At 60.8% G+C, this 21,490-nt stretch carries 14 protein-coding genes; 10 read left to right on the top strand and 4 right to left on the bottom strand.

Features of this window, described 5'->3' with window-relative positions:
* The first annotated feature begins 60 nt into the window (after positions 1 to 60).
* Entirely contained in the window at positions 61 to 1,251 is a 1,191-nt protein-coding gene (locus tag ACZZ0B_RS16725; protein WP_008082304.1) for a benzoate/H(+) symporter BenE family transporter, read from the top strand.
* Positions 1,252 to 1,382: 131 nt separating this feature from the next.
* On the opposite strand, the gene ACZZ0B_RS16730 is transcribed toward ACZZ0B_RS16725, so the two are convergent.
* Entirely contained in the window at positions 1,383 to 1,727 is a 345-nt protein-coding gene (locus tag ACZZ0B_RS16730; RefSeq protein ID WP_007916365.1) for a YggL family protein, read from the bottom strand.
* A gap of 233 nt (positions 1,728 to 1,960) precedes the next feature.
* On the opposite strand from ACZZ0B_RS16730, the gene dacB reads away from it, so the two are divergent.
* Positions 1,961 to 3,421, top strand: coding sequence for a D-alanyl-D-alanine carboxypeptidase/D-alanyl-D-alanine endopeptidase (gene dacB, locus ACZZ0B_RS16735; RefSeq protein WP_008076853.1), 1,461 nt, complete (start codon positions 1,961 to 1,963; stop codon positions 3,419 to 3,421).
* A 192-nt stretch (positions 3,422 to 3,613) separates the two neighbouring features.
* Here dacB and ACZZ0B_RS16740 read toward each other — a convergent pair whose 3' ends face one another.
* Entirely contained in the window at positions 3,614 to 5,995 is a 2,382-nt protein-coding gene (locus ACZZ0B_RS16740; protein ID WP_463545810.1) for a sensor domain-containing diguanylate cyclase, read from the bottom strand.
* A gap of 144 nt (positions 5,996 to 6,139) precedes the next feature.
* Positions 6,140 to 8,410: a bifunctional 23S rRNA (guanine(2069)-N(7))-methyltransferase RlmK/23S rRNA (guanine(2445)-N(2))-methyltransferase RlmL gene (gene rlmKL, locus ACZZ0B_RS16745; RefSeq protein WP_463545811.1), complete on the bottom strand. Its 2,271-nt coding sequence runs from the start codon at positions 8,408 to 8,410 to the stop codon at positions 6,140 to 6,142.
* A 531-nt stretch (positions 8,411 to 8,941) separates the two neighbouring features.
* Here rlmKL and rmf point away from each other — a divergent pair.
* A complete protein-coding gene (gene rmf, locus ACZZ0B_RS16750; protein ID WP_003223300.1) occupies positions 8,942 to 9,157 on the top strand; it encodes a ribosome modulation factor in 216 nt (71 codons plus the stop codon).
* Between the two features lie 236 nt (positions 9,158 to 9,393).
* Here the strand turns inward: rmf and ACZZ0B_RS16755 are convergent, their stop codons facing one another.
* Positions 9,394 to 10,416, bottom strand: coding sequence for a quinone-dependent dihydroorotate dehydrogenase (locus ACZZ0B_RS16755; protein WP_463545812.1), 1,023 nt, complete (start codon positions 10,414 to 10,416; stop codon positions 9,394 to 9,396).
* Positions 10,417 to 10,640: 224 nt separating this feature from the next.
* Between ACZZ0B_RS16755 and ACZZ0B_RS16760 the strand changes: the two genes are divergently transcribed.
* The 7 genes from ACZZ0B_RS16760 (at position 10,641) to ACZZ0B_RS16790 (ending at position 21,490) form a co-directional block, all read left to right on the top strand.
* Positions 10,641 to 11,852 carry a CmpA/NrtA family ABC transporter substrate-binding protein gene (locus ACZZ0B_RS16760; RefSeq protein ID WP_008076845.1) on the top strand — a complete coding sequence of 404 codons (1,212 nt, stop codon included), beginning with the start codon at positions 10,641 to 10,643 and terminating at the stop codon, positions 11,850 to 11,852.
* A gap of 15 nt (positions 11,853 to 11,867) precedes the next feature.
* Positions 11,868 to 12,443, top strand: coding sequence for an ANTAR domain-containing response regulator (locus ACZZ0B_RS16765; protein ID WP_007916390.1), 576 nt, complete (start codon positions 11,868 to 11,870; stop codon positions 12,441 to 12,443).
* A gap of 306 nt (positions 12,444 to 12,749) precedes the next feature.
* Positions 12,750 to 13,961: a nitrate/nitrite transporter gene (locus tag ACZZ0B_RS16770; RefSeq protein ID WP_463545813.1), complete on the top strand. Its 1,212-nt coding sequence runs from the start codon at positions 12,750 to 12,752 to the stop codon at positions 13,959 to 13,961.
* Between the two features lie 7 nt (positions 13,962 to 13,968).
* Positions 13,969 to 15,630, top strand: coding sequence for a protein kinase domain-containing protein (locus ACZZ0B_RS16775; RefSeq protein ID WP_463545814.1), 1,662 nt, complete (start codon positions 13,969 to 13,971; stop codon positions 15,628 to 15,630).
* Positions 15,631 to 16,008: 378 nt separating this feature from the next.
* Entirely contained in the window at positions 16,009 to 18,462 is a 2,454-nt protein-coding gene (gene nirB, locus ACZZ0B_RS16780) for a nitrite reductase large subunit NirB (protein WP_463545815.1), read from the top strand.
* On the top strand, positions 18,459 to 18,776 hold the full coding sequence (gene nirD, locus ACZZ0B_RS16785; protein ID WP_008076837.1) for a nitrite reductase small subunit NirD: 318 nt from the start codon (positions 18,459 to 18,461) through the stop codon (positions 18,774 to 18,776). Before nirB ends, nirD begins: the two co-directional genes overlap by 4 nt.
* Entirely contained in the window at positions 18,776 to 21,490 is a 2,715-nt protein-coding gene (locus ACZZ0B_RS16790; protein WP_463545816.1) for a nitrate reductase, read from the top strand. Before nirD ends, ACZZ0B_RS16790 begins: the two co-directional genes overlap by 1 nt.

The following is a 21,490-nucleotide window of genomic DNA, read 5'->3' on the forward strand; positions in this document are numbered from 1 at the left end:
GATCGCAGCCTGCGGCAGCTCCTGCAGGGGAATATCATCTGTAGAAGGAACACCGTTGTCATGAACGACGCCACGCACACTCAACTGCGCCCGCTGGCCGACACGTCGCCGTCGGCGATCGTCGCCGGTTTCATCGCAATGATGACCGGCTACACCAGCTCGCTGGTGCTGATGTTCCAGGCCGGGCAAGCGGCGGGCCTGACCAGCGGGCAGATATCTTCGTGGATCTGGGCGATTTCGATCGGCATGGCGGTGTGTTCGATCGGCCTGTCGCTGCGCTATCGCACGCCAATCACCATCGCCTGGTCGACGCCCGGCGCGGCTTTGTTGATCACCAGTCTGGGCGGTGTCAGTTATGGCGAGGCCATCGGCGCCTACATCACTTGCGCCGTGCTGGTGACGATTTGCGGCCTGACCGGCAGCTTCGAACGGCTGGTGAAAAAGATCCCGGCGTCACTGGCGGCGGCATTGCTGGCGGGGATTCTGTTCAAGATCGGCAGCGAAATCTTCGTCGCCGCGCAGCACCGTACCGGGCTGGTGCTGGGGATGTTCTTCACTTATTTAGTGGTCAAGCGCCTGTCGCCCCGCTACGCGGTGCTCGCCGCGCTGCTGATCGGCACTGCGCTGTCGGGCTTCATGGGATTGCTGGACTTCAGCGGCTTTCATCTGGAAGTGGCGACACCCGTTTGGACAACGCCGCACTTCTCGCTGGCGGCGACCATCAGCATCGGCATTCCGCTGTTTGTCGTGGCCATGACCTCACAGAACATGCCCGGCATTGCCGTGCTGCGCGCCGATGGCTACACCGTCCCGGCCTCGCCGCTGATCACCACCACCGGCATCGCCTCGCTGTTGCTGGCGCCGTTCGGCTCGCACGGTATCAACCTCGCCGCCATCAGCGCGGCGATCTGTACCGGGCCGCACGCCCATGAAGATCGCAACAAGCGCTACACGGCGGCAGTCTGGTGCGGGATTTTCTACGGCATTGCCGGGGTGTTTGGCGCGACACTGGCGGCGTTGTTTGCGGCGTTGCCGAAGGAGTTGGTGCTGTCGATCGCGGCGTTGGCGCTGTTCGGTTCGATTATCAATGGTTTGAGCATTGCCATGACCGAGGTGAAGGAACGTGAGGCGGCGCTGATTACCTTTATGGTCACGGCGTCGGGGTTGACGCTGTTTTCCATTGGGTCGGCGTTTTGGGGGATTGTTGCGGGGGTGTTGACGTTGGTGATCCTGAACTGGCGCAAAGCCTGAAAAGATCGCAGCCTTCGGCAGCTCCTACAGGAGATCGCGCTCCCCTGTAGGAGCTGTCGAGTGAAACGAGGCTGCGATCTTTTGATCGACGAAAAAAAACGGCGACCCTCAGGTCGCCGTTTTTTTCAGTATCACTTAGCCGCGTTGATCGGCTTTTCCGGATACCAAACGTCCAGCAACGGGCTGACTTCATACTTGGTCAGCTCGGAGCGGGTTTTCAGCCAGGCTTCAACGGCAGCACGCTGCTCTTCGTTGACCGAGCCACGCTTCTGCAGGCAAACCAGACCGAAGTCGTCGCCGCCAACATAACCCAGACCGTTGGCTTCCATGGCTTCTTTGATGAATGCTTCGAGGAAAGCGTCAATGGCTTCTTCGGACAAGTCTTCTTTGAAGTCCAGGTTCAGTTCGAAACCCAGCTCTTGAAATTCATCAACGCACAGTTTTTTGCGCAGACGCTGGGAACGGTTAGTCGCCATTGGAACAATCCTCTTAAGTAAATACGGCGGGCACTTTACCAGTTTAAGCAATCGATTGCCCGCCTCTCTGGACACAGAGGCCGACCGCCTGTAAAAAAATCAACGAATCGCCACCCCGAGGAAGCCACAATCGGTTACACCTTGGGGCATAATGCCGACACTTTCGTGACCACTGAGGACCTTTTCATCCATGTCCTCGTCTTTTTCCCCTCGGCTGTAGGGTTTTATTTCATATGATCAAATCGTTGCGTCCACTGTTTCTCGCCGGCCTTCTTCTGCCTCTGGCCCTGCCTGTTTCTGCTGCCACCATCAATACTTCCCTCACCCCGAACGTCGAAAAAGCCCTCAAGGCGAGCAAATTGCAGCCTAGCGCCCTGTCGCTGGTGATGGTTCCGCTGGACGGCCCGGGGACGCCGACCGTGTTCAACGCCGACGTGTCGGTCAACCCGGCTTCTACCATGAAACTGGTGACCACTTACGCGGCGCTGGAAATGCTCGGCCCCAATCATCAGTGGAAGACCGAGTTCTACACCGATGGCGACCTGAACGGCGGCATCCTCAACGGTAACCTCTACCTCAAGGGTGGCGGCGATCCGAAGCTGAACATGGAAAAACTCTGGCTGCTGATGCGCGACCTGCGCGCCAACGGCGTGACCCAGATCACCGGTGACCTGATCCTCGACCGCAACTTCTTCGTGCAGCCGGTGCTGCCGGAATTCAACGATGACGGCAACGACGAGAACAAGCCGTTCCTGGTCAAACCCGACTCGCTGCTGGTCAACCTCAAGGCCCTGCGCTTTGTCGCCCGTAACGACAACGGCCGGGTGCTGATCTCGGTTGAGCCGCCGATCGCCAGCGTGCGCATCGAAAATACCGTCAAAGCCCTGCCGTCCAAGCAATGCACCGGCGGCGTGCGCTACAACCCGGTGCCAGAGGCTGATGGCAGCGTGACCGTGACCGTGGCCGGCCAGTTGGGCGAAGGTTGCAGCTCGCAGACCTACCTGTCGCTGCTCGACCACGCGACCTACACCGCCGGCGCCGTACGGGCGATCTGGAAAGAACTGGGTGGCAGCATCCAGGGCAAGGACCGTCTGGCCTCGACCCCGAGCAACGCCAAACTGCTCGCACGGGCCTACTCGCCGGATCTGGCGGAAATCATCCGCGACATCAACAAATACAGTAACAACACCATGGCCCAGCAGTTGTTCCTCAGCCTTGGCCAGCGCTTCCGCAACGACGCCGATGGTGATGATGCCAAAGCTGCGCAGCGCGTCGTGCGTCAATGGCTGGCGAAGAAAGGCATCACTGCGCCGCACCTGGTGATGGAAAACGGCTCCGGCCTGTCCCGCGCCGAACGCGTCAGCGCCCGGGAAATGGCCGGCATGCTGCAAGCGGCGTGGCACAGCCCGTATGCCGCTGAATACATCAGCTCGCTGCCAATCGCCGGCACCGACGGCACCATGCGCAAGCGCCTGAAAACCACGGCGATGCGCGGTGAGGCACACGTCAAGACCGGCACCCTGAACACTGTGCGGGCGATTGCCGGCTTCAGCCGTGATGTGAATGGCAACACCTGGGCGGTGGTGGCGATCCTGAATGACAAGGCACCGTTTGGCGCGTCGTCGGTGCTGGACCAAGTGCTGCTGGACCTCTACAAACAGCCGAGATTGCCGCAGACTGCTTCGGTCCTTTAAAAGCAAAAGATCGCAGCCTTCGGCAGCTCCTACAGGTGTACATATAACCTTGTAGGAGCTGCCGCAGGCTGCGATCTTTTGATCTTCTGTAGGAGTGAGCCCGCTCGCGATAGCGTCAGTCCAGATACATCATGGTGACTGATATACCGCAATCGCGAGCAGGCTCACTCCTACAAGGGTTCAGCGGCGGGATCAGCTCATCTGTTCGACGCGATCGCGGCCGCCCTGCTTCGCCGCGTAGACGCCCGAGTCCGCGCGCAACAACAGCGCATCCGCGCCTTCCCCCGGTCGCCAGCTGGCGATACCGAAACTCGCCGTGACCACCCCGACCACATCCACCGGTGAACTGCGCAAACCCTGCCAGAGTTCGACCGCCAGCATGTATGCGTGCTCGCCATCGATGTCCGGGCACAACACCATGAATTCCTCGCCGCCCAAGCGGCAGAACACATCGGTGCGGCGCAAACGATGGCCGATACGCTCGCACACCGCTTGCAGCACCCGATCGCCGACGGCATGGCCGTATTGGTCGTTGATGCGTTTGAAGTGATCGATGTCGAGCATGATCACCGACAACTCGCCACCGCCGCGCTCGACCCGGGCCATTTCCGTGGTCAGGCGCTCCTGGAAATAGCGGCGGTTATGAATGCCCGTCAGCGAGTCGGTCACCGACAGCGCACGCAACTCTTCCTCGACGCGTTTAAGGTCGGAAATGTCCGAGATGTAGCCGTGCCACAGCACCCCGCCGCCCGGCAGCTCTTCAGGCGTTGCCTCGCCACGCACCCAGCGCAGGCCGCGCTCGGGCAGTTGCACTCGGTATTCCTCGCGCCACGGGCTGAGGTTGTCCGCCGACTCACGGACCGAGGAGCGCACGCGGATGACGTCCTGCGGATGAATGCGCGTGAAGATCGCCTCGGCGTTGAGCAGCAATACGTCCGGTTCCAGTTCGTAGATCTCACGGATGCCGTCACTGGCGTAGATCACACTGAAGCGCCCATCGAACTCCATTTTGAATTGATAGATACCGCCGGGCACATGGGCGCTGAGCTTTTTCAGCAAGACGTCGCGCGCGGCCAGCACTTCGTGCACACGCTTGCGCTCGGTGATATCGATGCAGATCGCCAGATGCCCGACCCACAAGCCCTGCTCATCGAGCACCGGGGTGGCCAGCATGTTCACCGGAATATGGCTGCCATCGCTGCGCACCAGCGTCCATTCCCGCGCCTCGTGACCACCCACTTCACCGCCCTCGACCAGCATCGCGTGGCACGTCGGGATGCTTTTGCCATAACGCGCACTCAGTTCGGCAGCGCGTGCGCTCAGCTCGCGGGGCAGATGGAGGTTTTCCAGAGTCATGTGCCCGACCACATCGGCACTGCTATAACCGAGCATCTGTTCGGCGCCGGGATTGAACGTGTTGATCACCCCGCGTAAATCAGTGGCGATGATTGCCACTTGAGTCGCCGCGTTCAACACGCCGCGCAATTGACCGTGGGTGCCGCGCAGTTCCTGTTCGCGCTCATGCAATTCCTGCGTGCGCTGCTCGACCAGGCGCAGCGCGCGCTGGCGCTGGCTGACCAGCACGTACAGCAACGCGCTGAGCAGCAGGCTGAGCAAGCCGCCGAGAATCACCACGCTGCCGATTGAGGAATGGTTGGCCTGAATGAACGCCTCACTCGGCAGGATATCGACCTGATAATCGTGATCGGCCATGCGCAGCAAGCGGGTAGCCGCCAGCTCACTGGCGGCGGGCTCATTGGTCGACTCGAACAACACCTCGTGCTGATCATTGGTCGACATATCGAGAATGCGCACCGACAGATAATCGTGGAACGCGTCCGGCAAACCATCAGCGAGCAACTGGCGCATGCTGATTACCGCCATCACATAGCCGAACGGTTGTGCCTGCGCGTCGCGATTGACCGGCGCGACCAGCAGCACACCGCGCGCGTACGATGGCTCAATGCTGACCAGGTGCATCGGTTGCGACACCGCCAGGCTGCGGAGCTTGTCGGCGCGTTGCAGGGTGTCGCGGCGCAACGGTTGCGCCAGCAAGTCATAACCCAGCGGCGAACCGAGACGGCTCTGAGTCTGGCTGTACAACACCGGCACATATTCGTCGCGGGTCGCAGCCAACTGCAGTTCGCCCTGTGCATTGAGCTCGCGAATGGTGAAGGTGCTCAGGCCCTCATCCCGTACACGCTGCTCAAACGCCGCGCGTTCGGCAGCACTGACCCGCAAGGCAAACGAATAAGCCTGGGTACGCAGCAATAAAGGATGGGTGTAACCGTCGAATTCGGCGCGGGACACCGATTCGGAGTTGGCGAAGAAGCGGCGCAGGCCGTCGAGGCGTTGCTCCTGATCCTGAAAACGTTCTTCGATGCGGCTGTAACGTTCGTTGGCCAGCAATTGAAAGCGCTGACGCAATTGTTGCTGATACTGACTGAGCGCGCCCCAGGCGAGCAGCCCCGTGAGAATCCCGCCGGCGAGCAATACCAGCAGCGCGACCAGCCAGGCCGAGACGTCTTCGCTGATAAAACCCAGGATCTTCGGGCGCACGGGGTGCAACGACATAAGGACAACTCACTACGCCAGTGTTCCGGGGAAGTCCCATTGGCCATGAGTGAGTTATAGCTATTAGCCATTAATTTGGCTAGCGCTGAACGGATCCAAGAGCCGTTAAAAATCAAGGCTCTGTGGATCCAGTGCAGCAGAGTGTCAACGAGCCGTGATTTTCCAGGCGCGGTGGATCTTGGTATTGCGGGCAAAATCCGGATCAATGGTCTGCGCACTGATTTCCTCGACCGCGTAACGCTCGGCGAGGTTGTCCTCCAACTGGAACTTGCGGAAGTTGTTGGAGAAGTACAGCACGCCGCCCGGCGCCAGACGGGCCATGGCCAGGTCGATCAACTGCACCTGATCACGCTGCACGTCGAAAATGCCTTCCATGCGCTTGGAATTGGAGAAGGTCGGCGGATCGATGAAGATCAGGTCGTACTCTTCACGGCAGCCTTCCAGCCACACCATCACGTCGCCCTGCTCCAGACGGTTCTTGTCCGAAAAGCCATTCAGCGACAAGTTGCGGCGCGCCCAGTCGAGGTAGGTTTTCGACAAATCGACGCTTGTGGTGCTGCGCGCGCCGCCCTTGGCCGCGTGCACGCTGGCGGTCGCGGTGTAGCAATACAGATTGAGGAAACGCTTGCCCTCGGCCTCTTTCTGAATGCGCATGCGCATCGGCCGGTGATCGAGGAACAGGCCCGTGTCGAGGTAGTCGGTGAGGTTGACCAGCAACTTCACGCCGCCCTCGCTGACTTCGTTGAACTTGCCCTGCGCGCTCTGACGCTCGTACTGCTTGGTACCGCTCTGGCGCTCGCGGCGTTTGACCACCACGCGGCTCTTGTCGACATTCAGCGCCTGCGGAATGGCTGCCAGCGCGTCGAACATGCGGGCCGAGGCTTTTTCCGGGTCAATCGACTTCGGCGCGGCGTATTCCTGAACGTGCACCCAATCGTGGTACAGATCGATGGCCATCGCGTACTCAGGCATGTCGGCATCGTAGACGCGGTAGCAATCGATGCCTTCGCGCTTGACCCACTTGCCCATCGCCTTGAGATTCTTTTGCAGACGGTTGGCAAACATCTGCCCGCCTTCGCTCAAGCGCGGCTGCTCGATCACCGGCGCCGGGGCTGGCGTCGGCTTGATCGGGTTGCCGTTCTTGTTGAATTTGCGCTCTTGCGGCTCGTCCGGGGTCTGGTCGTAAGCCGCTTGCTCGCGCTCGGCCTGACGCTGTTCCGGGGTACGGCGCTCGCCAGTGACGAACTGATCCGGCAGCACTTTGATCAACAGCAGTTTGCACGGCAACGCGCCGTTCCAGAACGAATACTGTTTGTGGCTACGGATGCCCATGCGCTTGCCCAGATCCGGCGCGCCGGTGAACACCGCCGCTTCCCAGTTCAGGCAGGCCTGACGCAGACGCTCGCCGAGGTTCTGGTAGAGATAGAGCAAGCTGGCTTCATCACCGAGACGCTCGCCGTACGGTGGGTTGCAGATGACCAGGCCTTTCTGGTTCTGGTCCGGACGCGGCTCAAAGGTCGCGACTTCGCCCTGGTAGATCTTGATCCACTCGCTCAGACCGGCGCGCTCAACGTTGTTGCGGCCCGGTTGAATCAGGCGTGGATCAGCTTCGTAACCGCGAATCCACAGCGGTGGCTTGGCCAGGCCGGCAGCGGCGCGTTCAACGGCTTCTTCGTGGAGTTTTTTCCACAGCGCCGGCACGTGACCCAGCCACGCGGTGAAGCCCCACTGTTCACGACGCAGGTTCGGAGCAATATCGGCGGCGATCATCGCAGCTTCGACGAGGAACGTACCGACACCGCACATCGGGTCAGCCAGCGCGCCGCCTTCGGCAGCAATGCGCGGCCAGCCGGAACGGATCAGGATAGCGGCCGCAAGGTTTTCCTTCAGCGGCGCCGCGCCCTGCTGCAAGCGATAGCCACGCTGGTGCAGGCTGTGCCCGGAGAGGTCGAGGGAGAGAATCGCTTCGCCGCGATCCAGGCGCAGGTGAATGCGCAGGTCCGGGTTGAGCTTGTCGATCGACGGACGGTCGCCCTGCGGGGTGCGCAGTTTGTCGACGATGGCGTCTTTGACTTTCAAGGCGCCGAAGTGGGTGTTGTCGATGCCCGAGCCATGGCCGCTGAATTCAACGGCGAGCGTGCCGTCGTTGAGCATGTGATCCTGCCATTCGATGTCGAGGACACCGTGGTAGAGGTCTTCAGCGTCTTTCATCGGGAAACGCTTGAGCACCAGCAGCACCCGGTTGGCCAGACGCGACCAGAGGCACAGGCGATAAGCGGTTTCCATGGTCGCCATGCCACGCACGGCGGAAGTGTGCTCGCGCGCTTCTTCAAGGCCAAGCCCGACGGCTTCCTCGATGAGCAGGCCTTCAAGGCCTTTAGGGCAAGTGAGGAAGAGTTCGAAACGGTCGGACATGGTATTTCCAGAGCCTTTGGCTAGTGAATCGGCAACGCATTGCCGATCCGGTTTTCAATCAGGCGCTTTTCTAAAAGAACGCCCGCGTGGCACGAAGGTGTGCCGTTCCATCCCCGCTGCTCGGGTTAAAAGAGCTTAGATGCCGGGACAGATAAAAAAGTTGGAGTAACAAAAAGTCTTAAAGCGACCCTTCGTCGAATAGTACCCCAGCGCAAACGTGGGTCATTCTCACTAAAGAATTAAGCCCATCATCCAGCGCGGGGCCGATCATACCGGGGTTTGGCTAATAAACATTGAATAAATACGCGGTTACTTATCGCTATAGCACCCTTTTTGTTACGTGCTTATGACAAAACGGTCATTCCATCGCTGTGACTCATTGGTTAGAACTGACCACAGGTTGACGTCGCAACGGCGTCAACACCTTGGCTCGCCACGCCGGCAGCGAGCCGCACCACGGCAGGTTTTTTCTGCCAGACCTCGATTGAGGTCAACGCGACACAAACAGTCAACAAGTGAGGGAAACACCCTATGAGAAGACTTAAGCGTGATCCGTTGGAAAGAGCATTTTTGCGCGGATATCAATATGGCGTTGGTGGCAAATCCCGTGAGCTTTGCCCATTTACTCTACCGTCGGTACGTCAAGCCTGGATTAACGGCTGGCGAGAAGGACGCGGCGACAACTGGGACGGTATGACCGGCACTGCGGGAATCCACAGACTCAACGAACTTCACGCCGTCGGCTGACACAGGGCATTAATTCCGACACGACAATCTGAATTTGTAACGACTTACCATGCACGTCCTTCCCGGACGGCGGGCTACGGCCCAGGGGCTCCTTCGAGGAGCCCTTTTTTATGCCCGAGAACTGATGCACATCTCATGTAGGAGCTGCCGCAGGCTGCGATCTTTTGATCCTGTTTTTTAAAATCAAAATCAAGATCAAAAGATCGCAGCCTTCGGCAGCTCCTACATTGACCGGGTTATTTGCGCAGGGCGGCGATGGCGTCTACCGATTCGCGGATCAGCGCCGGGCCTTTGTAGATGAAGCCGGAGTAGATCTGCACCAGGCTCGCACCAGCGAGAATCTTCTCGGCCGCATGCTTGCCTTCAGTGATGCCACCCGCAGCAATGATTGGCAAACGCCCGGCCAGTTCACCCGCCAGCACCTTCACGGTATTCGTGCTCTTCTCACGCACCGGCGCGCCGGACAAGCCGCCCGCCTCGTCGCCATGCTCCATGCCTTCAACGCCGACACGGCTCAGGGTGGTGTTGGTCGCGATCACCGCGTCCATGCCGGTTTCGATCAGCGCCTGCGCGACCTGCGCGGTTTCTTCATCGGTCATGTCCGGGGCGATCTTGATCGCCAGCGGCACATGTTTGCCATGACGCAACGCCAGTTCGGCGCGGCGCGTGGCCAGATCGGCCAACAATTGCTTGAGCGAATCACCGAACTGCAGGCTGCGCAGGCCCGGGGTGTTCGGCGAGCTGACGTTGACCGTCACGTAGCTGGCGTGGGCATACACCTTGTCCAGGCAGATCAGGTAGTCGTCGACCGCACGCTCGACCGGCGTGTCGAAGTTCTTGCCGATGTTGATGCCCAGCACGCCTGTGTATTTCGCCGCAGCGACCCGCGCCAGCAGGTTATCGACACCGAGGTTGTTGAAACCCATGCGGTTGATGATCGCCTCGGCTTCCGGCAGACGAAAGATCCGTGGTTTCGGGTTGCCCGGTTGCGGACGCGGGGTCACGGTGCCGATTTCGACAAAACCGAACCCCAACTGCGCGAAGCCGTCGATGGCCGCGCCATTCTTGTCCAGCCCCGCCGCCAGACCCACCGGGTTCGGAAACTCGAGGCCCATGACCGTCACCGGCACGTTCGCCGGCGCCTTGCACAGCAAACCGTTGAGGCCCAAACGCCCACCCGCGCCGATCAGATCCAGCGACAGATCGTGGGAGGTTTCCGGGGAAAGTTTGAACAACAGCTGACGGGCCAGGGTGTACATGGGCGGCGATGACTCGGGCGGCGAAAAGAGGCGGCGATTATAGCCGGGCATCGGCCTGCGGCGCGAGGCGCACGCGCAAATCACTGTCACTGGCATATGCCTTGCACCCTTCCCAGCTATCAGCTCGCAAACCAATGGCGGCAAGTGGGTAAGGACAATGGCGTCGTCCGCGGTTTTTGCCTTTGCGAAGACCGCGACGGCGTTTTTTTTCGAGGTGGCTTTATATGAACGAACCTTCGGCAGGGCCGCTGGCCTGGGTCAATGGCAGCGATGCCCCGGAAAAAAGCGCAATCAACCTCGGTTTCATGGCCCTGAGTGATTGCGCCTCGGTGGTGGTGGCTGCCACGCAAGGCTTCGCCCAACCGTACGGACTGACGCTGAACCTCAAACGTCAGACTTCCTGGGCCAATCTGCGCGACAAACTGGTCAGCGGCGAACTCGACGCCGCCCACAGCCTTTACGGGCTGATTTACGCGGTGCACTTGGGCATCGGCGGCGTCGCCCCGACCGACATGGCAGTGCTGATGGGCCTGAACCAGAACGGGCAAAGCCTCAACCTGTCACACGGCCTGCAACGTCTGGGCGTGAGCAGTCCTGAAGCGCTGGATCGCCACGTGCACCAAAGCCGCGCAAAACTCACCTTCGCCCAGACGTTTCCCACCGGCACCCATGCGATGTGGCTGTATTACTGGCTGGCGAGTCAGGGCATTCATCCATTGCAGGATGTCGACAGCGTGGTCGTGCCACCGCCGCAAATGGTCGCGCACCTGCAAGCCGGGCGCATTGACGGCTTTTGTGTCGGCGAACCATGGGCAGCCAGCGCCGTGCAGCAGGATCTGGGTTTTACCCTCGCCACCAGCCAGACCATCTGGCCCGATCACCCGGAAAAAGTCCTAGGCTGCACCCGCGAATTTGTCGAGCAGTACCCCAACACCGCACGGGCGCTGGTGATGGCGATCCTTGAAGCCAGCCGCTTTATTGAAGAGAGCCCGGAAAATCGTCGCAGCACCGCGCACCTGCTCAGCGCACCGGAATACCTCGACGCGCCGGTGGCCTGCATCGAACCGCGCTTTCTCGGCGACTATGCCGATGGCCTCGGCAATCGCTGGCAAGACCCGCACGCCCTGCGCTTTCACGGCAAAGGTGAAGTCAATTTGCCGTACTTGTCCGACGGCATGTGGTTCATGACCCAGTTCCGCCGCTGGGGTTTGCTGCGCGAAGACCCGGATTATCTCGCCGTCGCCCGCCAGGTTCAGCAACTCGAGCTCTATCGCGAAGCGGCCACCGCCGTCGGCGTGGCGGCGTGGGGCACGGACATGCGCAGCAGCCAGTTGCTCGACGGCAAAATCTGGGACGGCAGCGACCCGGCCGCTTATGCGCGCAGTTTCAAGCTGCACGCGATGAGCGACGACGTCGCCCTTCTCGCCCGCCGCTGACAGGAGATCGCGAACATGTTGCGCATTCTGCTGATCAACGACACGGCAAAAAAAGTCGGACGCCTGAAAGCGGCGCTGACCGAAGCCGGTTTTGAGGTCATCGACGAATCCGGCCTGACCATCGACCTGCCCGCGCGCGTCGAAACGGTGCGCCCGGACGTCATCCTGATCGATACCGAGTCACCGAGTCGCGATGTCATGGAGCAAGTGGTGCTGGTCAGCCGCGACCAGCCCCGGCCGATCGTGATGTTTACCGACGAACATGATCCGGGGGTGATGCGTCAGGCGATCAAGTCCGGGGTGAGTGCCTACATCGTCGAAGGCATTCACGCCCAGCGTTTGCAGCCGATTCTGGATGTGGCGATGGCGCGCTTCGAGAGTGATCAGGCGCTGCGTGCGCAGTTGCAGGCACGGGATCAGCAACTGGCTGAGCGCAAGCGCATCGAGCTGGCCAAGGGGTTGCTGATGAAGATGAAGGACTGCAATGAGGAAGAGGCGTACACCCTGATGCGGCGCCAGGCGATGAGCAGGCAGCAGAAGCTGATTCAAGTGGCGGAGCAGATTATTGCGATGAGTGAGTTGCTCGGCTGAATCAAGATCAAAGGATCGCAGCCTTCGGCAGCTCCTACAGAGGCACGCATATCCCTGTAGGAGCTGCCGAAGGCTGCGATCTTTTGATCCTTGGCACAAATCTCGCTATGTAAACCCCACAGGTAACCAACGGCGGTTGCCCCACCCACGACAAAGACGTCGCTCACCCGTTCGCCCAACCGGCGCATCAGGTAGCGGCGTTTTTGCGTTTTGGCCCCACAGCCCGGGGCCGGTGGTGCGGCCGTGGCGGCGCCCCACTTGCTGTTGCATGACTCCTTTCGAGACTCTTTTCAGCTGAGGTGCGCGATGAATTCAAGCTTCTGGAAATCCGGCCACACCCCGACACTGTTCGCGGCCTTCCTCTACTTCGACCTGAGCTTCATGGTCTGGTACCTGCTCGGCCCGCTGGCGGTGCAGATCGCCGCCGACCTGCACCTGACCACGCAACAGCGTGGCCTCGTCGTCGCTACGCCGATCCTCGCCGGTGCGGTACTGCGCTTCATCATGGGCATGCTCGCCGATCGACTGTCGCCAAAAACCGCCGGTCTGATCGGCCAGGTCATCGTGATTTGCGCTTTGTTCGGTGCCTGGAAAATCGGCATCCACAGCTATGAACAGGCGCTGATCCTCGGTCTGTTCCTCGGCATGGCCGGCGCGTCTTTCGCTGTGGCCCTGCCGCTGGCCTCGCAATGGTATCCGCCGCAGCATCAGGGCAAAGCCATGGGCATTGCCGGTGCGGGCAACTCCGGCACTGTGTTCGCCGCGCTGCTCGCACCGGTACTGGCCGCTGCGTTCGGCTGGAGCAATGTCTTCGGCTTCGCTCTGATCCCGTTGATCCTGACGCTGGTGTTGTTCGCCTGGTTAGCGAAAAACGCGCCTGAGCGGCCGAAAGCCAAAGCCATGGCCGACTACTTCAAAGCTTTGGGCGACCGTGACAGTTGGTGGTTCATGTTTTTCTACAGTGTGACCTTCGGCGGTTTCATCGGCCTGGCCAGCGCCCTGCCCGGCTACTTCAACGATCAATACGGTTTGAGCCCGGTGACCGCCGGTTACTACACCGCTGCCTGCGTGTTCGGTGGCAGTTTGATGCGGCCGTTGGGCGGCGCGCTGGCGGATCGTTTCGGCGGCATCCGCACCTTGCTGGCGATGTACACGGTGGCCGCCACTTGCATCGCTGCTGTGGGTTTCAACCTGCCAAGTTCCTACGCCGCGCTGGCACTTTTCGTCTGCACCATGCTCGGTCTGGGCGCGGGCAACGGCGCGGTGTTCCAACTGGTGCCGCAGCGTTTTCGTCTGGAAATCGGTGTGATGACCGGACTGATCGGCATGGCCGGCGGCATCGGCGGTTTTGCCTTGGCGGCGGGCATGGGCGCAATCAAACAGAGTACCGGCAGTTATCAACTGGCCCTGTGGTTGTTCGCCAGCCTAGGCGTGCTGGCATGGTTTGGCCTGCACGGCGTCAAGCGTCGCTGGAGAACCACCTGGGGCTCGGCGGCAGTGACAGCGGCGCGGGTCTGAGGCGTCGATGGCCCTGCAACTGAGCTTTGCCGAAGCCAGCGCCACCGGTCCGCGCTCGGAGAATCAGGACGCCCTGCGTTCGGTGACACCGGCGCCAGCGCTGGCGGCGAGCAAAGGTTATCTGTTCGCCATCGCCGACGGCGTCAGCCAGTGCGCCGATGGCGGGCTCGCCGCGCGTTCGACCTTGCAGGCGTTGGCGCTCGACTATTACGCCACCCCGGAAACCTGGAGCGTGGCGCAGGCGCTGGATCGCCTGCTGCTGGCGCAAAATCGCTGGCTGCAGGCCAATGGCGGTGGGCAACCGCTGCTCACCACGGTCAGCGCTTTGGTCATGCGTGGTCGGCGTTTTACCCTCGCCCACGTAGGAGATTGCCGGGTGTATCGCTGGCACGCCGAGCGCTTGCAACGGATCAGCGAAGACCACGTCTGGGATCAGCCGGGCATGCAGCATGTGCTCAAGCGTGCACTGGGGCTGGATCAGCATCTGGTGCTGGATTTTCTCGACGGTGAACTGCGTGATGGCGAAAGCTTTGTGCTGCTCAGTGACGGCGTCTGGTCGATGCTGGGTGATACCGCGATTGCCGCGATTTTGCGTGATCAGCCGGATCTGCACAGTGCGGCGAAAACATTGGTCAACGCCGCACATTTGGCCGGCAGCCAGGACAACGCCAGCGCTTTGCTGGTGCGGGTTGATGCGGTCGGCGAGGCGAACATCGGCGATGCGCTGATGCATTTGCAGCAATGGCCTCTGCCGCCAGCGCTGAAACCCGGTCAATCATTCGAAGGCTGGCAGGTGCAGGGAATTGTCGCCCAAAGCCAGCAATCGCTGCTCTATCGGGTGTTTGATGAACAAGGTCAGACGTGGCTTCTGAAAACCCTGCCCACGCGTTCCGGCGATGATGCCTGCGCCGGGCAAGCGTTGCTGTCCGAGGAATGGTTTCTCAAACGTGTGGCCGGGCGGCATTTCCCTGAAGTCCACCCGTGCAGTCAGCGTCAGCATTTGTACTACGTGATGCGGGAATATTCCGGACGGACTCTGGCACAGCTCGAGCTTTTGCCCTTGGCGCATTGGCAAGACATCGCCGAACGCCTGCTGCGTGCGGTCGGCCTGTTACATCGGCGGCAGATTCTGCACCGGGACATCAAACCGGAGAATCTGCACGTAGGCGACGACGGTGAACTGCGTTTGCTCGATTTTGGCCTGGCGTATTGCCCGGGATTGTCCGAAGACGCGCCGTCGACGCTACCCGGAACCCCGAGCTATATCGCCCCGGAAGCGTTTCGCGGTGATCCGCCGAGTGCGCAGCAGGATTTGTATGCGGTCGGTGTGACCCTGTATTTCCTGCTTACCGGGCATTTCCCCTATGGCGAGATCGAAGCGTTTCAGCGGCCGCGCTTTGGTCTGCCGGTGAGCGCCAGTCGCTATCGGCCTGATCTGCCGGAATGGCTGGCGCAGAGTCTGGAGCGTGGGGTGGCGGCTGATCCCGAGCATCGCTTTGAAACGGCTGAAGAATGGTTGCTGGTGCTGGAACAGGGTGAGCGGCGGAGTTTGAGCATCCGACCCAGACCATTATTGGAGCGTGAACCGTTGAAGGTGTGGCGGACGATGGCGTTGCTGGCCTTGCTCGGGAATCTGCTGCTGCTGGTGTTGTTGTTTCATCAGCGCTGAAAAGATCGCAGCCTTCGGCAGCTCCTACAGTTGATTGCGTACACCTGTAGGAGCTGCCGAAGGCTGCGATCTTTTGATCCCGCGCTCCAAAAAAGCGCAACACGCCTCCAGAGAGTGCAGCGAGACATCTCCAATCGAGCCACCAGCCCAGCAATTACAGCGACATAGCTAGTTGGCACAACCACTGCATTACCCCACTCAACACACACATAAAGCCCAACCTTCAACGACGAAGGCTGCGCTTCCCGAGAGAACGGGACCAGGACAAAGGCGTCCTCGCTAGGCAACTAGCGGGACGCCTTTTTTTGTTTGCGCAAAATTTCTCGAGCAAGGCCTGAATGCCCACAAGAGGCCAGCCGTCGCTCCCCGGAGAACCTGATGAAAAAACTCAAACTGGTGATGATCGGCAATGGCATGGCCGGGGTCCGCACCCTCGAAGAACTGCTCAAGCTGAGCAACGAGCTGTACGACATCACCGTCTTCGGCGCCGAACCGCACACCAACTACAACCGCATCCTGCTCTCGCCGGTGCTGGCCGGCGAGCAGACCTTCGAAGAGATCGTCCTCAACGACCTCGACTGGTACCTGGAAAACCACATCAAGTTGCTGCTTAACCGCAAAGTGGTGGAGATCGACCGGGTCAAACGTCGAGTGATCGCCGAGGACGGTACCGAAGCCGAATACGATCGCCTGCTGATCGCCACCGGTTCGACGCCGTTTATTCTGCCGATCCCCGGCAACACCCTGCACGGCGTGATCGGTTACCGCGACATCGCCGACACCCAGGCGATGATCGACACCGCCAAGACCCACAAGCACGCGGTGGTCATCGGCGGCGGCCTGCTCGGTCTCGAAGCCGCCAACGGTCTGATGCTGCGCGGCATGCACGTCACCGTCGTGCACATCGGCGAGTGGTTGCTGGAGCGGCAACTGGATAAAACCAGCGGTCAACTGCTGCAAAGCGCCCTCGAATCCCGGGGCCTGCACTTCCGCCTGTGCGAACAAACCCAGGCGCTGCACGACGCCGGCAATGGCCGGGTCGGCTCGGTGCAATTCAAAAATGGCGACATCATCCCTGCCGATCTGGTGGTGATGGCCGCCGGCATTCGCCCCAACACCGAACTGGCGGAAAAGGCCGGCATCCCGTGCAATCGCGGAATTCTGGTCAATGACACCCTGCAAACCTACGATCCGCGCATCTACGCCATCGGCGAGTGCGCCAGCCATCGCGGCATTGCCTACGGTCTGGTCGCGCCACTGTTCGAACAGGCCAAGGTCTGCGCCAACCATCTCGCACAACTGGGCTTCGCTCGTTATCAGGGTTCGGTGACGTCGACCAAACTCAAAGTCACTGGCATCGACCTGTTTTCCGCCGGCGACTTCATGGGCGGCGAAGGCACCGAGACCATCACCCTCTCCGATCCGATTGGCGGCGTGTACAAAAAACTGGTGATCAAGGATGACGTACTGGTCGGCGCCTGTCTGTACGGCGATACGGCAGATGGCGGTTGGTATTTCCGACAGATTCGTGAGAATCACGCCATCGGCGAGATCCGCGACCACCTTATGTTTGGCGAAAATGCTTTGGGCGACGTAGGACATCAGGGCCAGGACAAAGCCATGGTCATGGCCGACACTGCCGAAGTCTGCGGCTGCAACGGCGTGTGCAAGGGCACCATCGTCAAAGCGATTCAGGAACACGGCCTGTTCAGCGTCGATGAGGTGAAGAAACACACCAAAGCGGCCAGCTCCTGCGGCTCCTGTGCCGGGCTGGTCGAGCAGATCCTGATCAACACCGTGGGTGGCGCAGCCGACGTCAAACCGAAAAGCGAAAAAGCCATCTGCGGGTGCAGCGACCTCAACCACGGACAGATCCGCCAGGCGATTCGCGAGCAACACCTGCTGACCATCGCTGGCACCCTGAGTTACCTCAATTGGCGCACGCCGAACGGCTGCGCAACGTGCCGCCCGGCCCTCAACTATTACCTGATTTCCACCTGGCCCGGCGAAGCCAAGGACGACCCGCAATCGCGCCTGATCAACGAACGCGCCCACGCCAATATCCAGAAGGACGGCACCTATTCGGTGGTACCACGGATGTGGGGCGGCGTGACCAACCCTTCGGAACTGCGGCGGATTGCCGACGTGGCCGACAAGTACAACGTGCCCATGGTCAAGGTCACCGGCGGCCAGCGTATCGATTTGCTCGGCATCAAGAAGCAGGATTTGCCCGGCGTCTGGAAAGACCTCGACATGCCGTCCGGCCACGCTTACGGCAAATCCATCCGCACGGTGAAAACCTGCGTCGGCAGCGAGTTCTGCCGCTTCGGCACGCAAAACTCGACGCAACTGGGCATCGAGCTGGAACACGACCTGTTCAACATGTGGTCGCCGCACAAAGTGAAACTCGCCGTCTCCGGATGCCCCCGCAACTGCTCGGAAGCGGGCATCAAAGACGTAGGAATCATCGGCGTCGATTCCGGCTGGGAGATGTACATCGGCGGCAACGGCGGGATCAAAACCGAAGTTGCCGAATTCTTCGTCAAGCTGAAAACCGCCGAGGAAGTCCGCGAATACAACGGCGCCTTCCTGCAGCTGTATCGCGAAGAAGCCTTCTACCTCGAACGCACCGTGCACTACCTGCAACGGGTCGGCATGGAGCACATCAAGAAAGCCGTGCTGGAAGACCCGGAGCGTCGCAAGGCCCTGAACGAGCGCCTGCAATTCTCCCTGTCATTCGAACAGGATCCGTGGAAAGAACGCCTGGCCCAGCCGCAACTGAAGAAAGAATTTGACGTGATCTCGGTGAAAAATCTGGAGGTGCCGGCATGAACTGGCTCGATATCTGTGCCCTCGAAGAGATCAACGCCCTCGGCTCGCGGATCATTGCCGGGCCGAAAGGTGACATCGCGATTTTTCGTACAAGCGACGATGAGGTTTTCGCCCTCGACGACCGCTGCCCGCACAAGGGCGGGCCGTTATCGCAAGGCCTGATCTACGGCAAACGCGTCGCTTGCCCGCTGCACAACTGGCAGATCGACCTGCAGTCCGGTGAAGCCCAGGCGCCGGACATCGGTTGCGCGCACCATCACCCGGCGCGGGTCGAAAACGGTCGGGTGCAGTTGGCTCTGCGGGACGCCATCTGATGAACCGCCAGACGACCGCCTCGACCTGCTGTTATTGCGGGGTCGGCTGCGGCGTGCTGATCGAGCATGACGGCGAGCGCATCCTCGGCGTCAGCGGCGATCCGGCGCATCCGGCCAACTTCGGCAAACTGTGCAGCAAAGGCTCGACCCTGCACCTGACCGGCGACCTCGCGGCCCGGGCGCTGTACCCGGAACTGCGTCTGGGCAAAGGACTGGCACGTAGCCGCACCGATTGGGACACGGCGCTGGAGCACGCCGTTAACGTGTTCGCCGAGACCATCAGCGAGCACGGCCCGGACAGCGTGGCGTTCTACATTTCCGGGCAACTGTTGACCGAGGACTACTACGCCTTCAACAAACTCGCGCGGGCGCTGGTCGGCACCAACAACATCGACAGCAATTCACGCCTGTGCATGTCGTCAGCCGTGGTCGGCTACAAGCGCAGTCTCGGTGCCGACGCCCCGCCGTGCAGCTATGAGGATCTGGAGCTCAGCGATTGCGTGATGATCGTCGGCAGCAACATGGCCTACGCCCACCCGGTACTTTTCCGTCGACTGGAAGAGGCAAAGTCCCACCGCCCGCAGATGAAAGTCATCGTCATTGATCCACGGCGCACCGACACTTGCGACCTCGCCGATCTGCACCTGGCGATTCTGCCCGGCACCGATGTCGCTTTGTTCCATGGGATTTTGCATCTGTTGCTGTGGGAAGACTGGATCGACCGCGACTTTATCAAGGCGCACACCGAAGGCCTCGCCGAACTGAAGAACCTGGTGCGCGACTACACCCCGCAAATGGTTTCGCAACTGTGCGGGATCAGCGTCGAGCAATTGCAGCAGTGCGCTGAATGGGTTGGCACGGCGCCGAGCTTCCTCTCACTGTGGTGCATGGGTTTGAACCAGTCCACCGCCGGCAGCGCGAAGAACAGTGCGTTGATCAACCTTCACCTGGCCACCGGGCAAATTGGCCGTCCGGGTGCAGGACCTTTCTCCCTCACCGGTCAGCCGAATGCCATGGGCGGGCGAGAAACCGGCAGTTTGTCGAATCTGTTGCCCGGCCATCGTGACGCGGCCAACCCAGAACACCGCGCGCAAGTGGCGGCTTATTGGGGGGTTGATCGGCTGCCGGAAAACACCGGCCTCAGCGCCATCGAACTGTTCGAGCAGGTGCGCGGCGGCAAGATCAAGGCGCTGTGGATAGCCTGCACCAACCCTGCGCAATCGATCCCGGATCAACATTCGGTGCGAGCAGCGCTGGAGGCTTGCCCGTTTGTGGTTCTGCAAGAAGCCTTTCGCACCACCGAAACGGCTGCGTTTGCCGATCTGCTGCTGCCTGCCGCCAGTTGGGGCGAGAAAGAAGGCTCTGTAACCAACTCCGAGCGGCGCATTTCCCACGTGCGCAAAGCCATTGTCCCACCGGGTGAAGCGCGCCCGGACTGGGCAATCACGGTGGATTTCGCACAGCGGCTGGAGAAACGTCTGCGCCCCTCCGAGTCGAGCCTGTTCGGGTTCGATCAACCTTCGCAGTTGTTCGATGAATTCAAAGGGCTGACACGCGGGCGGGATCTGGATTTGTCCGGGATCAGCCATGCCTTGATCGACGAGATCGGGCCGCAGCAATGGCCCTTCCCCGTCGGTGCCCGGCAAGGAACCACGCGACTCTATGAAGACGGTATTTTTCCTACAGCCAGCGGTCGCGCGCAGTTCATCACCGACCCGTATCGCGCCGCCAAGGAGCAGCGCGATGCGCGCTTTCCGTTGACGTTGATCACCGGGCGTTTGCGCGATCAGTGGCACGGTATGAGCCGCACCGGCACGGCGGCGCAGTTATTCGGGCATGTCAGTGAAGCGGTGCTGAGCCTGCACCCGGATGAATTGCGCCGGCAGCGCTTGCAGCCGGGCGATCTGGTCAACCTGAAAAGTCGGCGCGGCGCGGTAATTGTCGCGGTCGGCAGCGATGATGGTGTACGGCCGGGCCAGGCCTTTCTACCAATGCACTGGGGGGATCGATTTCTCAAAGGCGGGGTAAACAGCCTGACCCTGCCGGCCTGCGATCCGCTGTCGAAACAGCCGGAACTCAAACACAGCGGCGTGCGTCTGGAGCCGGTGAAATTGCCTTGGCAACTGTTCGCACTGATCGAGGGTGATGTTCAACGGCATTTCGAGGCGCTACGACCGCTCTGCGAGGCATTTTCCTACGTAAGTCTCAGCCTTGTCGGACGTGAACGATCGGCATTGCTGATACGCGCAGCTAACGCAGAGGCACCGGATCCACAGTTACTGGCTGAAATCGACCGATGCCTGTCACTGATCGACGGCCCGGTATTAGCCTACGACGACCCGCGTCGGGCCATCGGTAAACGCGTGCGTATTGAAAATGGCCGGATCACGGCGATTCGACTGGCCGGCGAAACCCTCGCGCAGCATTGGCTGCAAAGCCTTTGGCTGGAGGGCCGTGCGGACGAGCAACTGCGGCGCTGGCTGCTGGCGCCAATGAGTGCGCCACCGGGCAGCGTCGGCGGCCAGGTCGCTGCCGACAAGACCCTGTGCAATTGCAACAACGTCAGCCTCAACGCGGTCTGCGCCGGCATTCGCCAAGGTCTGGATTTGCAGGGTTTGAAAAACAATCTGGGCTGCGGCACGCAATGCGGCTCGTGCGTCCCGGAAATAAAGCGCTTGCTGGCTGCCGAGCTGCAGCCGGTCGCCGTCATCTGA

The sequence above is a fragment of the Pseudomonas sp. AC247 genome, from assembly GCF_979258015.1.